The sequence below is a fragment of the Sphingomonas sp. AC522 genome, from assembly GCF_979258125.1.
This window is the reverse complement of the sequence record NZ_OZ409836.1, coordinates 3,410,639-3,425,322: the sequence shown is the minus strand read 5'-3', so window position 1 is coordinate 3,425,322 and position 14,684 is coordinate 3,410,639. Positions and strand designations below refer to the sequence as shown.

15 protein-coding genes are annotated in these 14,684 nt (G+C 66.2%); 7 read left to right on the top strand and 8 right to left on the bottom strand.

What is annotated here, in order from left to right:
- Positions 1-161 precede the first annotated feature (161 nt).
- Positions 162-437 carry a DUF6894 family protein gene (locus ACZZZM_RS17205; RefSeq protein ID WP_463596296.1) on the top strand — a complete coding sequence of 92 codons (276 nt, stop codon included), beginning with the start codon at positions 162-164 and terminating at the stop codon, positions 435-437.
- A gap of 246 nt (positions 438-683) precedes the next feature.
- On the opposite strand, the gene ACZZZM_RS17200 is transcribed toward ACZZZM_RS17205, so the two are convergent.
- The gene (locus ACZZZM_RS17200) at positions 684-1,733 is read right to left on the bottom strand and encodes an NAD(P)-dependent alcohol dehydrogenase (protein ID WP_463596295.1); all 1,050 of its coding nucleotides are present in this window, start codon (positions 1,731-1,733) and stop codon (positions 684-686) included.
- A 115-nt stretch (positions 1,734-1,848) separates the two neighbouring features.
- Here ACZZZM_RS17200 and ACZZZM_RS17195 point away from each other — a divergent pair, with 115 nt between their 5' ends.
- Positions 1,849-3,174: an aminopeptidase P N-terminal domain-containing protein gene (locus ACZZZM_RS17195; protein WP_463596294.1), complete on the top strand. Its 1,326-nt coding sequence runs from the start codon at positions 1,849-1,851 to the stop codon at positions 3,172-3,174.
- Between the two features lie 145 nt (positions 3,175-3,319).
- On the opposite strand, the gene thpR is transcribed toward ACZZZM_RS17195, so the two are convergent.
- The gene (gene thpR, locus ACZZZM_RS17190; protein WP_463596293.1) at positions 3,320-3,859 is read right to left on the bottom strand and encodes an RNA 2',3'-cyclic phosphodiesterase; all 540 of its coding nucleotides are present in this window, start codon (positions 3,857-3,859) and stop codon (positions 3,320-3,322) included.
- A 239-nt stretch (positions 3,860-4,098) separates the two neighbouring features.
- Here thpR and ACZZZM_RS17185 point away from each other — a divergent pair, with 239 nt between their 5' ends.
- From ACZZZM_RS17185 to ACZZZM_RS17170, 4 genes are all read left to right on the top strand, one after another.
- Positions 4,099-4,842 carry a Bax inhibitor-1/YccA family protein gene (locus ACZZZM_RS17185; RefSeq protein ID WP_463596292.1) on the top strand — a complete coding sequence of 248 codons (744 nt, stop codon included), beginning with the start codon at positions 4,099-4,101 and terminating at the stop codon, positions 4,840-4,842.
- Positions 4,843-4,979: 137 nt separating this feature from the next.
- Complete coding sequence (locus tag ACZZZM_RS17180) at positions 4,980-5,336, top strand: hypothetical protein (RefSeq protein WP_463596291.1); 357 nt, start codon at positions 4,980-4,982, stop codon at positions 5,334-5,336.
- Positions 5,337-5,342: 6 nt separating this feature from the next.
- Positions 5,343-6,293: a cation diffusion facilitator family transporter gene (locus ACZZZM_RS17175; RefSeq protein ID WP_463596290.1), complete on the top strand. Its 951-nt coding sequence runs from the start codon at positions 5,343-5,345 to the stop codon at positions 6,291-6,293.
- Positions 6,294-6,352: 59 nt separating this feature from the next.
- Complete coding sequence (locus tag ACZZZM_RS17170) at positions 6,353-7,252, top strand: hypothetical protein (RefSeq protein ID WP_463596289.1); 900 nt, start codon at positions 6,353-6,355, stop codon at positions 7,250-7,252.
- A gap of 4 nt (positions 7,253-7,256) precedes the next feature.
- On the opposite strand, the gene ACZZZM_RS17165 is transcribed toward ACZZZM_RS17170, so the two are convergent.
- The 6 genes from ACZZZM_RS17165 to ACZZZM_RS17140 all read right to left on the bottom strand — a co-directional run bounded on the left by ACZZZM_RS17165 (position 7,257) and on the right by ACZZZM_RS17140 (position 13,631).
- Positions 7,257-7,700, bottom strand: coding sequence for a hypothetical protein (locus ACZZZM_RS17165; protein WP_463596288.1), 444 nt, complete (start codon positions 7,698-7,700; stop codon positions 7,257-7,259).
- A gap of 60 nt (positions 7,701-7,760) precedes the next feature.
- Positions 7,761-9,131, bottom strand: a complete 1,371-nt coding sequence (locus ACZZZM_RS17160; protein WP_463596287.1) for an RNB domain-containing ribonuclease — start codon at positions 9,129-9,131, stop codon at positions 7,761-7,763.
- A 42-nt stretch (positions 9,132-9,173) separates the two neighbouring features.
- Complete coding sequence (locus ACZZZM_RS17155; RefSeq protein WP_463596286.1) at positions 9,174-10,781, bottom strand: phage tail sheath family protein; 1,608 nt, start codon at positions 10,779-10,781, stop codon at positions 9,174-9,176.
- A gap of 7 nt (positions 10,782-10,788) precedes the next feature.
- Entirely contained in the window at positions 10,789-12,096 is a 1,308-nt protein-coding gene (locus tag ACZZZM_RS17150; RefSeq protein ID WP_463596285.1) for an amidohydrolase, read from the bottom strand.
- A 114-nt stretch (positions 12,097-12,210) separates the two neighbouring features.
- Positions 12,211-12,831 carry a DUF4893 domain-containing protein gene (locus ACZZZM_RS17145; RefSeq protein ID WP_463596284.1) on the bottom strand — a complete coding sequence of 207 codons (621 nt, stop codon included), beginning with the start codon at positions 12,829-12,831 and terminating at the stop codon, positions 12,211-12,213.
- A 14-nt stretch (positions 12,832-12,845) separates the two neighbouring features.
- Positions 12,846-13,631 (bottom strand): 3-hydroxybutyrate dehydrogenase, encoded by a 786-nt coding sequence (locus ACZZZM_RS17140; protein ID WP_463596283.1) that lies wholly within the window; start codon positions 13,629-13,631, stop codon positions 12,846-12,848.
- A gap of 112 nt (positions 13,632-13,743) precedes the next feature.
- On the opposite strand from ACZZZM_RS17140, the gene ypfJ reads away from it, so the two are divergent.
- Positions 13,744-14,637: a KPN_02809 family neutral zinc metallopeptidase gene (gene ypfJ, locus ACZZZM_RS17135; RefSeq protein ID WP_463596282.1), complete on the top strand. Its 894-nt coding sequence runs from the start codon at positions 13,744-13,746 to the stop codon at positions 14,635-14,637.
- Positions 14,638-14,684 lie beyond the last annotated feature (47 nt).

The window sequence follows — 14,684 nt, the reverse complement described above, 5'->3', positions numbered from 1 at the left end:
CTCCCTGGAAGGGAGGGACCTATATACATGCGTGACCCAGATCGTTGCGGTGCTAGCTAAACCCAAGTTGGCGCGCTTAACTTAAAGCTGATATATATCAGGATCATCGCCGGACATAGCCTAGGGCTTCGACGACTGAGAGTGCAATTGCTCCCGCCCCAATGAGGGGGAGCATTGTGCCCCGATTTTTTATGCACCTGCGCGACGGTACGGACGTGTTGCTGGACGATGAGGGGGTTGAGATACCGGTCGCGGCAGTCCCAGACGCGGCCCTTGAAGCAGCGCGCGATTGCATCGCAGGCGACGCTCGCGCCGGACAGATTGATCTACGCTACAGCATCGACATTCACGATGAGCGGGGCACTATCGTGCATACGCTTCCCTTTGCGGACGCCATAACGATCATCCCGCCAGCCACGAAAAGCCCGGCGGGTTAGGCCGGGCTTTTGCTATTCGAGCAGGCTGCTCAAAACCTCAGCGGTGTTCGTATCCCGCTTTTTGCGGGCCTCCTTCTTGAGGAAGATCGCCAGATATCGCTGAGGTCCTGAAGCCCGGTCGGGCTAATGCCCTCGGGGAAGATCAGCGTAACGTCGCCCTCGTCGATCGGGAACACGGCCTTGCGCGTTTCCCGGGCTTCCACCCACCCCCAACCCCTCCCTTACAGGGAGGGGGGCTAGTGGCGCTTAGCCCATCGTCGCGTTGTCGATGACGAAGCGGTATTTGACGTCGCTCTTGAGCATGCGTTCATAGGCTTCGTCGATCTGCTGGGCGGAGATCATCTCGACTTCGGAGACGATGCCATGCTCGGCGCAGAAATCGAGCATCTCTTGCGTCTCGGCGATCCCGCCGATCAGCGAGCCGGCGATGGCGCGGCGCTTGAAGATCAGCGCCGAGATATCGGGCGAGGGATGGGCGTGCTCGGGGACGCCGACCAGGCAGAGCGTGCCGTCGCGCTTGAGGAGCGCGGTATAGGCGTCGAGGCTGTGGCTGGCGGCGACGGTGTTGATGATCAAGTCGAAGCTGTTGGCGTGCGCGGTCATTTCGTCCGCGTTGCGCGAGACGACGACCTCGTCTGCGCCGAGATCGAGCGCGTCCTGGCGCTTGGACTCCGACGAGGTGAAGGCCACCGTGTGTGCGCCCAAGGCATGCGCGAGCTTGACGCCCATATGGCCGAGGCCGCCAATGCCGACGATCCCGACCTTCTTGCCCGGGCCGGCATTCCAGTGGCGCAGCGGCGACCAGGTGGTGATGCCGGCGCAGAGCAGGGGCGCGGTGGCGGCGAGCTGGTCTTCCGAATGGCGGATGTGGAGGACGAACTTGTCGCTGACGGTGATGCGCTGCGAATAGCCGCCGAGCGTGTGGCCGGGCTCGTCCGGAGTGTCGCCATTATAGGTGCCGGTGAAGCCGTTCTCGCAGAATTGCTCCAGGCCTTCGGCGCACGAGGCGCAATGCTGGCAGCTGTCGACGAGGCAACCGACGCCGACTGTGTCGCCGATCTGGAAGCCGGTGACTTCCGCGCCGACCGCGCTGACATGGCCGACGATCTCGTGGCCGGGGACGCACGGATAGATCGTGCCGCCCCATTCGGAGCGGACGGTGTGGAGGTCCGAATGGCAGACGCCGCAATAAGCGATGTCGATCTGGACGTCGTGCGGGCCGGGCTCGCGGCGGAAGATCTGGAGGGGCTCGAGCGGCTTGTCGGCGGCGAGGGCGCCATAGGCTTGGACGGTCATGGGTGCGGGTCTCCGGGGGAAGGGCCGGAGATAGGGGCTGGCGGGGCGGCATCAACCGCCCGGGCTTGCCGCTGTGCCGCGGCTGTGAAAGAAATCGGGCAAAGGGAGATCGGACATGAAGAGGCGGACATTGTTGGGCGCGGCGATCGCGACGGTAGCAGGCGGCGGAACGGCGTTGGCGCAGGATGTCACGCGGTTTGCGCAGGGCACGCCGCTCGGCACGGTGCCGTTCCCGCCCGAAGTGTTCCGCGAGCGGCGGCAGCGGGTGATGGCGGCGATGAAGACGGGAATCGCCGTGCTCTATGGCGCCGAGAATATCGAGCATGGGCAGAGCGAAGAGGAAGCATCGCAGCAGATCGCCAATTTCGCCTGGCTGACCGGCATCGTCGACGAGCCGGGCGCGGTGCTGGTGCTGGCGCCAGCGGAGCGGACGGTGAAGGAATGGCTGCTGTTGCCCTCGCGCAATCCCGAGGCCGAGCGCTGGGATATCGAGCGGTTGGCGCTGGGCGAGGAGATGGAGCGGCGCACGGGTTTCCAGAAGGTGCAGCGGACCTCTGCGCTGGGCGGGCTGGTGACTGGTCTGGCGCAGCGGAACAAGGAATTGCGGTTCCTGGGGCCGATCGTGGCGCCAGGCGCGCCAGTGCCGGCGGTGCTGGACCTGTACGGCAAGGTCTCGCAGCGCGTGCCAGGGGCGCGGACGGTGGACGATACGGCGCTGCTGCCCTCGCTGCGCATCGTCAAGGAACCGCGCGAACTGGCGATGATGCGCAAGGCAGTGGACGCGACGCGGGCCGGGCATCTGGCGGCGATGCGCGCGGTGCGCCCGGGGATGACCGAAGGCGAATTGAAGGCAATCATGGAAGCCGCGTTCCGCGCCGCGGGGGGCAAGGGGCTGTCCTATCACTCGATCGTCGCATCCGGGCGCAATGCCGCGTCGCTCCATTATCGCGGCGGCAACGGCGTGATCGGCGCGGACGATCTGATCCTGATCGACGCCGCGGCTTCGGTGGGCGGCTATGCCTGCGACGTGACACGGACCTTCCCGGCGAGCGGGCGGTTCAGCGATGCCCAGCGCAAGACCTACGAGACGGTGCTGGCGGCGCAGGAGGCTTCGGTGGCGGTGCTGCGGGCGGGCGCGTTCTTCGAGGATGTCGACGCGGCGGCGCGCAACGTGATCCGAAAGGCCGGGCATGCCGACGATTTCTATCACGGCGTGGGCCATCTGGTCGGCACTGAGGTGCATGATGCGGGAGACATGTCGAAGCCGCTGCCCGCGGGCGCGGTGATCACGATCGAGCCGGGAATTTACGTGCAGGCGCAGAATTACGGGGTTCGGATCGAGGACCAATATCTGATCGGGGCGAACGGCGCCGAGCGGATGTCGGTGGGGATTCCGCGGACAGTGGCGGAGGTTGAGGGGTTCATGGCGCAGGGACGGTGAGCTCCTTGCTCCCCTCCCTGCAAGGGAGGGGTTGGGGGTGGCTTGCGAGCGCAGCGAGCGTCGCCCTCGGCAATGCAGCGCCGTCGAAGCATCGAGCCCCGCCCGCCGCTAACCCGCCCCTTCCCCCTCCCTTGAAAGGGAGGGGCTAAGAAGAGCCCAGCGCATAGCGCTCCACCGTCTCGTAGCTGGCGCCTTCGCGGCCGAGATGGCTCTCGTAGAGGTGGAAGTGGGTCAGCGTGAAGCTTGCGGACGCCAGGCCGGCGTGTTCGGCGAGGAACTTGTCGGTAGCGCCCGACGGGGCGTTCATGCGGGCGAGGGTGATGTGGGGGAGATAGGCGCGGCCTTCCGGGGGGTGGCCGGCGCGGACCAGGGCCTGGTCGATCTTCTTGTGGAGGCCAGCCAGCGCTTCGTGCGGGGTAACGCCGGCCCAGACGGCGTTGGGTCGGCCGCGGGTCTCGAACTGGCCGGTGCCCGAGAGGGCGACCTGAATTTGCGGGTGACGGATCGCGGCCAGCGCCAGCGCCGCGTCTTCCGCCACGTGGCGATCGACTTTGCCGATGAAACGCAGCGTGAGATGGAGCTGGTCGTCGCGCTGCCAGCGGGCGCCGGGGATGCCGCTTGTGGTGGCGAGCAACTGAACGCGGATCGCGGGGGGAAGGGGGAAGGCGATGAACAGGCGGTGCATTTTCCGTCCTTGCTCCCCTCCCTCAAAGGGAGGGGTCGGGGGTGGGTTGCGTGCTCGCTTCACTTCCGGCCTAGTGTTCAGCTCTTTTCGTATCGCCTGGACGCCACCCACCCCTAGCCCCTCCCTTCCAGGGAGGGGAATAGAAGGGCGTGCCGGCTGACCCCGGTTTCGCTTGAAAATCTGCCGTCTCAAGGCAATATTGGCGGTGACCGGCGTGCTGCCGGGCAAAGGAGTTTGGAATGGCAAATTGGTCTGATCCCCGGACGAGCGCCGCGCCCTATGCCGGCGTACAGGCCGAGGCCCGCGACGCGGGGCTTCGGGCGTATATGCTCTCCGTTTATAATTACATGGCCTCGGGCGTGCTGCTCACCGGCCTCGTCGCATTGCTCTTCGCATGGGGCGATCCCATCGAGGCTTCGCCGGCGTACCAGGTGTTCGCACAGGGCGGCCCGCTGGCGTGGATCATCGTGCTTTCGCCGCTGGCGATCGTCTTTGCGATGAGCTTCGGGCAGAATCGCATGTCGCAGGGCACGCTGCAGACGCTCTATTGGGCGTTCGCGATCCTGATGGGGCTGTCGCTGTCGACAGTGCTGCTGCGCTATACCGGCACTTCGGTCGCACAGGCATTCTTCGCCACCGCGGCGGGCTTCGCCGGGCTGAGCCTGTGGGGCTACACCACCAAGAAGGACCTGTCGGGCTTCGGCACCTTCCTGATCATGGGCCTGGTCGGCATCATCGTCGCCAGCCTGCTCAACCTGTTCTTCCGCTCGCAGGCGATGGATTTCGTCATCAGCGTGGCCGGCGTGCTGATCTTCGCGGGGCTGACCGCCTATGACACGCAGAAGATCAAGAGCATCTACGATCAGGTCGCGGGCACCGAGATGCAGGGCAAGGTCGTGATCATGGGGGCGCTGAACCTCTATCTCGACTTCATCAACATGTTCCTGTTCCTGTTGCGGCTGTTCGGCAGCTCGCGGAACTAGTCTTCGGACACAGGCGCAAAAAGCGGCCCGGCGATGCATAATCGCCGGGCCGTTTGCTTTTCGGGCGCCCGCGCTTTTTCCGGCGGAACGCGAATCGCGGGGAAGTCGTTACAGCAGGGCAACGCTCAGGAGAGTGCATGATGAATTCGAACCCGATCGACCCGGCGATGGACAGGATGTCGGTGGCACCGGGCCCCGAGAGTGAGAAGCCCGCGCCGGTGGGCTCGGCAGATGCCGGCACCGATGCATCGATCGCCGAGCGGCTCGAGCGCAATCCCGAGAGCAAGGAAGCGCGGCTCGACCGCGGGCTCGACGAATCGATGGACGCTTCGGACCCGCCGGCCTCCACCCAGCCGGTGCACAGCCATGGTGGCGGTGGCACGCTGCCGGAGAGCAGCGGCTTCGACCCCAAGAAGGAAGAGCGGCTCGCCGCAGGCAAGACCGAAGAGCCGGGCCTGGTCGAGCGCGTGCTCAACAAGATCGGCCTGGGATAAGCTCGCGTGCAGGCGTCTCCGGCCGGCGGCTGGCGCGCCAATCTGGTTCTGTATGCGGCGCTTGCCGCCAATCTGGGGATCGCCGTCGCGAAGTTCGTCGCGGCGGCGATCACCGGTTCGTCCTCGATGCTCACCGAGGGCGTCCACTCGCTGGTCGACAGCGGCAACCAGGCGTTGCTGCTCTACGGGCAGAAACGCGCGCGGCGGGCGCCCGATGCGCTGCATCCCTTCGGCTATGGCCGCGAGCTCTATTTCTGGGCGTTCGTCGTCGCGATCCTGATCTTCGGGCTGGGCGCGGGCATATCGGTCTATGAGGGCTGGCAGCATATCGCCGCGCCCGAGCCGCTCCACGATCCGACGATCAATTATATCGTGCTTGCCGTCGCGATCGCGCTGGAGGGGACGAGCTGGGGCATCGCGCTCAAGGAATTTGCCGCGGGCAAGGGCCAGATGGGCTGGTGGGAAGCCGTGCGTGAATCGAAGGATCCCACCGGGTTCATCGTGCTGTTCGAGGATTCGGCGGCGCTGGCCGGCCTGGTGGTCGCAGGGATCGGCATCTGGGCGAGCCACGCCTGGGACGATCCGCGGATCGACGGCGCGGCGTCGATTGTGATCGGCGTGATCCTGGCGGCCGTGGCGCTGCTGCTGGCGCGCGAGGCCAAGGGGCTGCTGATCGGCGAGCGGGCCGACCCCGGCATGATCGCCGAAATCCGCGCCACGCTCGATGCCGAGGCGGCGATCACGCATGTGAACCATGTCCGCACTGTGCACACCGCGCCCGACCGCGTGTTCGTCGCGATCAGCGCCGACTTTGCCGACACGCTGGCGATGGGCGAGGCCGAGACGCTGATCGAGCGGATCGAGGGGAAGCTGAAGGCCAAGCTGCCGGTGCTGAGCTCGATCTATATCCGGCCGGAGAAGCGCGAGGATGCAGTGGATCTGGCGCCGATCGGTTAGCGATTGTCTCTTTCGGGCAGAGCCTTAGACAGGGTTGCTGATACGAAGGGGCGCTAAGCATGACGATCGGATGGAATTGGGTGCGCGCGTGCGCGGGCGTGGTTGCGGCACTGGGCCTGTCGGCGGGGGCACCGGCCATGGCGCAGACATTCAAGGCCGTGAATTTCGAAACGGCCCCCCGGCCAGCCAAGATCGCCGCCGGCGGCACCGAAGTGACGCTGAGCCCGATTTCGGACGGCGAGGGCATGATCAAGGCTTCAGCGGCGATCAGGATCCCAGGCTATCCAGTACTGGTGGTCACCGAGGATGCGGCCGCGAACCCGGTCTTTGACCGCTGGGTGGGGATCGGCAAGCTGGCCGCGTCCGACCCCGCCGCCTCAGTGCTGCTCCAGGGCTTTACCGGCGGGGCGCATTGCTGCGCGACGCTGACGCTGGTGACGCCGTGGAACGGCACGCTCAAGACGCTGACCTTCGAAAGCATCGATGGCAGCGGCACCGAGCGTTTTCCCGAGGATATCGACAAGGACGGCGTGGTCGATTTCCAGCGGCAGGACGATCGCTTACGCTATCAATTCGCTTCCGGAGCCGGGAGCTTCAGCCCGCCGATACTGTACAATGTCCGGGGCGGCGAACTGGTCGATGTCTCGTCCGAGGCGCGCTTCGCACCCTTTTGGGAGGATTATGCGAAGGAAATGCGGGCCTTGTGCGCCGACCAGAATAGCCCGGAGCGCAATTCGCCGTGCGCGGCTTATGTCGTAGCGGGACAGCATCTGGGGCGCTTCGACGCAGCGTTGCACGACGCGAACACGCTGGCGAACAATGCGCCCGACGCGCAGAAGCCCGAGGCCTGCAAGGTCGATCTGGTCGATTATGCATGCCCCGAAGGGCAGGAGATGAAGTTCGCGACCTTCGAAGAGGGCCTGCGCTGGGTGCTGAAATACGGGAAGTCGAGCAACTAGGCGGTCAGGCGGCGAGCCCGAACCTTCGATCCTCGTCGTCATTGGCGGCGGGGCGCTCGACACGACGCGGCCGGCGCGCGCGCGGCGCGCCAGGGCGGCGGAAGCCCCGCAGGGCGGCGGTCAAGCGCGAGAAGCGCAGCGACGTGCCGGCGAGAGTCACGGCGACGAATATGTCGACCAAAGTGCCGATCTCGAACATCGCGATATAGGCCAGTGCCTCGGGCGCCATCAGCGTCATGACCAGCGCCAATTCCTCGTCGATCAACCAGAAGGTGCCGGCGAGGGCGGCGACGACGCCGACCGCGACGATGGCATTGCCACGCGAGATATGCGCGAGACCCCTGGCGGGCAGCGCGACCAGCGCGCGGTGGAGGAAGCGGCCAGCGGGCGTATCGGGGGCGTGGACCATTGCCGCCAGCAAGCCGAGAAACGTGACGATCAGTGCCATGCAGATCCACCCCCCGTTGCTGACAGCGAGGTGGGGAGACGCAGGGGCTTCGCCAAGGGGTCAGGCGAAGGCGATGGTCCCCGTCTCGGGATCGGCAGCGGTCAGCTTCAGCTCGAGCTTGTCGCCGGGCGCGCCCTTGGCAGTGAGGTTGGCGACGACGGGCAAGTCGCGGAGCTGGACGCGGGTGCCGCGGTCGGTGGCGTCGGTTACGATGGCGGTGAAGGTTTTGCCGATGCAATCCTGAAGCATCACGGCTTCGGCCAGGTCGATCACGGCGCGATCCACGCGGCCGGCGAGTTGATCGGCGCGGGCCATCACCGGCGGGAGCTTGGCGAAGGCTTGCTCGACTTGCGCGGGGACCGGCTGGCCATTGGCGATGGCGAGCGTGGCCTGGACAACATAGCGGTCCGCGAGGCGTCGCAGGGGCGCGGTGGCGTGCGCGTAGGTCGCGGCCATCGCGGCGTGCCACGGAGTCTCGTCGGGGGCATAGGGGGTGTAGGACGCGCCCTGGCCGGCGCGGCGGATCGCGAGCATGAACGCGGCTTCGACCGGATCGCCGGGCTTGAGGCTGCGCTCATATTCCTTGAGCGGCATGGAGTGCGGCCAATCCATGCGGAAGGCGCGCGCGGTGTGGCGCAGGCGCTGGATGGCGGCTTCGTCGGGCGCAGCCATGACGCGGAACAGTCCGGTATGGTGGGCGAGAAGCGCGTCGGCGACTGCGAGATTGCAGGCGAGCGACAGCGCGGCGTTGTTTTCCTCCGAGGCGAGGCGCGGGCGGAAGGTCAGCGCATAGCCATCGGCGAGCTTTTCAACCTGCTGCTCGGGCGGATCGACGCGGACGGCGCCGCGGCGGGCTTCGGCGGTGTGGATGCGGCGGGCGAGCTCGGGGAAGCCCGCGGGCAGGTCGGCGTCGGTAACTGCGTCATAAGCAAGCTTGGAACGGCTGCGGATCAATGCGCGCTCCGCGCCATCGAGGCGGACATCACCCTCCGGCGCGACGCGGATCGTGAAGATTATTGCGGGCCGATCGCCGGTGGGCAGGAGGCTGGCGGCGCCTTCGCTGAGTGCCTTTGGGTAGAGGCCGGCTTTGCCATCGGGCAAATAGAGCGTGGTGCCGCGGCGCCATGCTTCCTGATCGATGACGCCGCCATCCTCGACGAACCAGGCGACATCGGCAATCGCGTAATGGAGCAGGATGTCCGCGCCTGCGGTCTCGATGTGGAAAGCCTGGTCGAGATCGGTGGAAGTCGCGGGATCGAGCGTGACGAAGGGGAGCGCGGTGCGATCGGCGTGCCCGGTGGGTGCGCGCTTGGCGGCTTGATCTGCGGCCGCGAGGACTTCGGGCGGGAAGCCGGCAGGCACCTGGAATTTGAGGCGGATCGCCGCGAGGCCGCGGGCGAGGGCGTTATTTGGGTCGGCGAGTGCCTTCATCGGCGAGGCGATACACGGCGGGTGAGCACAGGGCCAGTATCGCTACGTGCCGCCTAACATCTGCTCCTCGAAGCTGAGCGTGATGAATTCGGCGGGATGGACCATCTGGAGCATGATCTGGACGCGCATCACGCCATTGAGCACGTCGTCGGGGGTCATCGTGCTGCCGAGGCCGGTTTGGACAGTGAAGGCTTCGGCCGGGGACGCACCCATCAGCCCGCCCGCGGCCCATAGATTGTGCAGGAAGCTCTCGATCATCGAGGTTGCCGTGACCCAGGTCTGCGCAGTGTTGGGCTTGAAGACCATCGTCTCGAGCGCAATCTTCACCGATTGCTCGACATAGATCGTCGTGCGGCGCACCTGGATGTAGCGCCAATCGCTGCTGTTGGCGTCGAGCGTACGGGCGCTCCAGACCAGGGTGCCACGGCCCGGGAAGGTGCGGATGGCGTTGACCGCCAGGCCGTCTGCGGGAACGTTCAGATCGTCCTGCTGCGCTCCATTGATCGCCAGCCTGGGCTGGATCAGCCCGGTAATGCCGACATTGGCGGGCGCGTTCCACACGCCGCGCACGGCATCGTTGGTGGTCCACACGCCCGCCATCGCGCCGCTTGGCGGAAGCACGCTCTGGGTCGCGGCAATCGCGGCGCGCAGCTTCGCGAAACCTGGCACCGCGGCGGCGAGCGCCTGGGTGAGCCGGACATGGGTAAGCACAGTGGCGTCGGGCAATTTACGATCCGGTGGCGCGACGCTGGTGCCGATCTTGTCGACATAGTCCGCATAGAGCTGCTTGCCCTTGTCGTTGAGCGCGCCATCCATGCCTTGATCGGGGGAATAGTCCACGGCAAGTGCCAGTTCGAAGGCGCGCTTGAGCGTGGCCAGCTTGCCGGCATCCGCGGTCACGAAACTGGTGACCTGAATCTCTTCGGGAGCGACCACCGACGTCACCAGCGGCGGGAAATAGGCCGCGCCGAACTTCATGCTCTCTGGCCCGGCGGCGGAGATGCCGGCGCGGAATGCAGGGATCGCGCTTTCCCATTGGCTGCCGGTCAGCTCCTCCACGCCCCATATGTCGATCAGCGCCATGCGATCGCCGGCATCGCGGCACATGCCGAGCATCGCGACGTTGACCTGCGCCGCATCGTCGTCGGGCAGCAGCACGGCGTCGGGGATCGCGACCATGGTTGGCCCAAGGAAACCGGCACATGCCGCGATGCCTTCGAGCAGCGCGGCCTTGCCGATCGCCTCGTCGTAATTGCCGATCGAGATGATGTAGCATGTTCCGCCGCCATTGGCGTAGAACAGGCGGACGCTGTCATAGAGATTGAAGCGGACGCCGCCCGCCTCGGCCAGATTGTAGCTGTTCAGCCCGTCGATCGAGACCTGGCCCCAGTTTCGATCTTGGCCACCCACGTCTTCGACTGTGCCCGCCAGATAGTATTTTCTGAGATAGCGGCCTCCGAACAGCTGCACATATTCGGTCATCGAACCGATCCGGCGCGGCATGCCGTGGAGACCGCGGTCGTCCGTATCCACGGACTTCTCGGTGTAGCCGATGAAGCAGGGCACGGCGGTCTCGACCCCGATGATCGAGGGCGGGAAGCAGCTGGGTTCCTGGATGTAGACGCCCGGCGTCTTGTATTGGATGGCCATGGCGCCCTCAGCGCTTGAGGATATCGAGCGCCGCGGCGGTCATCGCCTCGGTCGCGGTGGCGATGACTTTCTCGGCATCGGGCGCCCAATAGGCGCTGTGGAGCGAGGGCAGGGCGGGGCCACCCTTTTGCGCGGCGTTCCATTTGGCCTGGGGCACGCCGCCGACCCAGAAGATCAGACTCTCAATCTTGTTGTCGGCGAGATAGAAGCGGCCGAAATCCTCGCCGCCCATCACTGCGGGGGTAGTGACGACGCGGTCCTTGCCGAAACGGGGCGTCCATAGCGCCTGCATTCGCGCGGCGAGCGGGGGCGTGTTGAAGGTGCTGGGGGTGAATTCGCCCTTTACCGTCATCACCGGCATTCGGTCTTCGGGCATGCCCGCGGCGATGGCTTCCCCCTTGGCGATGCGGGCGATGCCGTCGAGCAGGAACTTGCGCATTTCGGGCGAGAAACTGCGCACGGTGAGCAGCATGGTGACTTCGCTGCCGATGATATTGTGCTTCGAGCCGCCCTGGATGCTGCCGACAGTGACCACGGCCGAGGCCTGGGGATCGATTTCGCGGCTGACGAGGGTTTGCAGCGTGCCGACGATGCGCGCGGCAAGGACGATCGGATCCTTGGTGGTCTGCGGATAGGCGCCATGGCCGCCAACGCCCTTCACCAGCAAATCGACGCTGTCGACATTGGCGAGGGCATAGCCCGAAGTCACGCCGATCTGGCCCGCGGGCTGCATCGCGCTGTCATGGAAGGCGAGCGCGAATTGCGGGCGGGGGAAGCGCGTGAACAGCCCGTCCTCGATCATCGCCTTGGCGCCCATGCCGCGCTCCTCGGCGGGCTGGGCGATCATCACGACCGTGCCCTTCCACTGGCTCTTCAACGCCGCGAGATTTTGCAGCGTGCCGATCCAGCTCGCCATGTGGGTGTCGTGGCCGCAGGCGTGCATCACGCCGGTCTCAAGGCCTTCGTCGGTGGTGGCGCGGACCTTGGAGGCGAAGGGGAGGCCGGTCTGCTCGATCACCGGGAGCCCGTCCATATCGGCGCGGATCAGGAGGACGGGGCCGGGGCCGTTGCGGAGGATGGCTACCACGCCGGTGCCGCCGATTTTTTCGGTGACTTCATAGCCGGCCTTGCGGGCTTCGGCTGCGAGCTTGGCGGCGGTGGCGGTCTCGTGGAGGCTGAGTTCGGGGTTGGCGTGGAAATCGCGGTAATGCGCCATGAGCGCGGGGAGGGCTTTTTGCGTGGCGTCGTGGATTGGGTCGGCGGTCGCGGGGGTGGCGAGGAGTAGGGTGGCGGTGGCTAGGAGGGCGGCGCGCATTTCTTGGGGTCCCCTTGGTTTTGGGGGAGTGTAACTTGGGTTTGCGCTCGCGGCGAGGCCCCTCCGTCACGCTTCGCGTGCCACCTACCCCGCTTCGCGAGGGAGGAATGGGGATCAGTTCGGCACTAGCTCGATGATGTCGAGCTTTGATTCGAAGTGCGGCCAGGGGAGGACCAGGCGCCAACGCTTTTCGCCGATGCGGTCGACATAGCCGATCATGTCGCGCTGGGCGTCGAGGCCGTAGCGCAGGGGGGAGGTTTCGTCGCCGAGGACGAGAGTGCCGAGGAAGATCGTGCGGGCGTCGTTTTCGGTGAAGAGCAGCCCCGCGGGGCGCTGGGAGCCGTTGAGCTTGTGGAAGCCATCGACTTCGCCTTCGTCGGTGACTTCGCAGTCGAATGCGGGATAGGCAGTGTAATCGCGCATCGCCGTGCCCGAGGCGCCGAGCTTGATCGTGCGGCAGCGATATTGGCCGGGGGGCAGGGCGCCCTCGGCGAGGGCGCGGTCGGGATCGAACAGCAAAGGATCGGCGGCGATCGCGGCGGCATCGGCGGCCTTGGCGAGCGGAAGGGCCTCGTCCCAGGCCTTGTGCCAATTGCGCAGGCGCTCGCGATCGGCATCGGTGGCGATGCCGCGCCAGGGCTGGGTGATGTCGGGCTTGGCCGAAGTGGCGTCGCGATAGACGTTGCAACCGGTCAGGCTCAGCGCGATCGCCGCGGCAGTGGTCAGGCCCTTCATGCGCATGCGCTCCATCAGGCGGCGGTCCAGCCGCCGTCCATCGAATAATTGGCGCCAGTGATCGACGCCGCTTCGTCCCGGCAGAGGAATAGCGCGAGCGCGGCTACTTGTTCCGGATGGACGAATTGCTTGGTTGGCTGGGCCGCGAGAAGCACGTCGTTCATCACCTGCTCGCGCGTGAGGCCGCGGGCCTTCATCGTGTCGGGGATCTGGCCCTCGACCAAAGGCGTCCAGACATAGCCGGGTGAGATGCAATTGACGGTGATGCCGTGGGTGGCGGTCTCCAGCGCAACACTCTTGGTGAGGCCGGCGATGCCGTGCTTGGCGGCGACATAGGCCGATTTGTTGGGGCTGGCGACGAGGCTGTGCGCGCTCGCGGTGGTGATGATCCGGCCCCACTTCCGGGCCTTCATTGCCGGGATCGTCGCGCGCATGAGGTGAAAGGTCGAGGTCAGGTTGATCGCGATGATCGCGTCCCATTTCTCGGGCGGGAATTCGTCGACCGGGGCGACATGCTGAATGCCGGCATTGGATATGACAATGTCAGCGCCGCCCAGTTCGGCCTGCGCGCGCCCGGCCATCGCCGCGATTTGATCGGGCTTGGACATGTCGGCGCCGTCATAGAGCGCCTTGGCGCCGCTCAGCGCCTCGAGGGCGGCGCGCTCGGCTTCGATGGCGTCCGCGTCGCCGAAGCCGTTGATCATCACTGCGCAGCCTTCCGCAGCCAGCGCCTTGGCATAGGCCAGGCCAATGCCCGAAGTGGAACCGGTGATGATCGCGGACTTGCCGGCAAGGAACATATATGGGCCTTTCGAGCGGAATGACGGCCCCTCCTAGGCGCAACGCCGCGGCGCGTGCAACGCTTCGTGCTTTGGGGCATTGTTGCGGTCAGCCAACGAAAAGGGGATGGCCATGCGTCTCGACGATATCGACCCGACCAGCAATGCGCGCGACCGCGGCTTCGGCGGCGGGGGCGGCGGCGGCGGCGGGATCATGGGCCTGCTGTTCTTCCTGCCGATGATCTTCGGACGCAAAATCGGCTGCCTGCTGATGGTGGTGATCCTGGGCGGCATGGCGGTGTTCGGAATGTTCGGCGGCGGCGGGGTCGATACGGGCACCGCACCGACGAGTCAGGTGGCGCAGGGCTCGGGCGGCGCGGGGCCGGCCGGCGGAACGGCAGCGTGCGGCACCGAGGCGCGGCTCGAATCGTGTCGGGTAATGGCGCTGGCCGACAAGACCTGGGGACAGATCTTCAAGGAAGCCGGCGAGACCTATTCGCCCGCGACGATCAATTTCTTCACCGGCAATGTCCAATCGGGCTGCGGCGCGGCGTCGTCCGCGGTTGGGCCATTCTATTGCCCGGCGGATAATGGCGTGTACCTCGACACGGCATTCTTCCAGGAACTCGACCAGCAATTCAAGGCGAGCGGCGATGCGGCGCGCATCTATGTCGTCGCGCACGAAATGGGGCACCATATCCAGAATCTGCTCGGCACTTCGGGTGAGGTTTCGCGGGCACAGGCGCGGGCGGGCGAGGCCGAATCCAACCGGCTCTCGGTCGGGCTCGAATTGCAGGCGGACTGCTTTGCCGGCGTGTTCTTCGGGCGCAACCGCGAGCGGCTGGAAGGCGGCGATATCGAGGAAGGCATGACCGCGGCCAATGCGATCGGCGACGATACGCTGCAGCAGGGATCGCAGGGCGGCGTGCGGCCGGAGAGCTTCACGCACGGCACTTCGGCGCAACGGATGGCGGCATTGCGCAAGGGGCTGGAGAGCGGCGATCCGACGGTGTGTGCGATTTCGTGAGGGCACTCCTCCCCCGCTTCGCGAGGGAGGAAAAGTGAGCTAGGCGA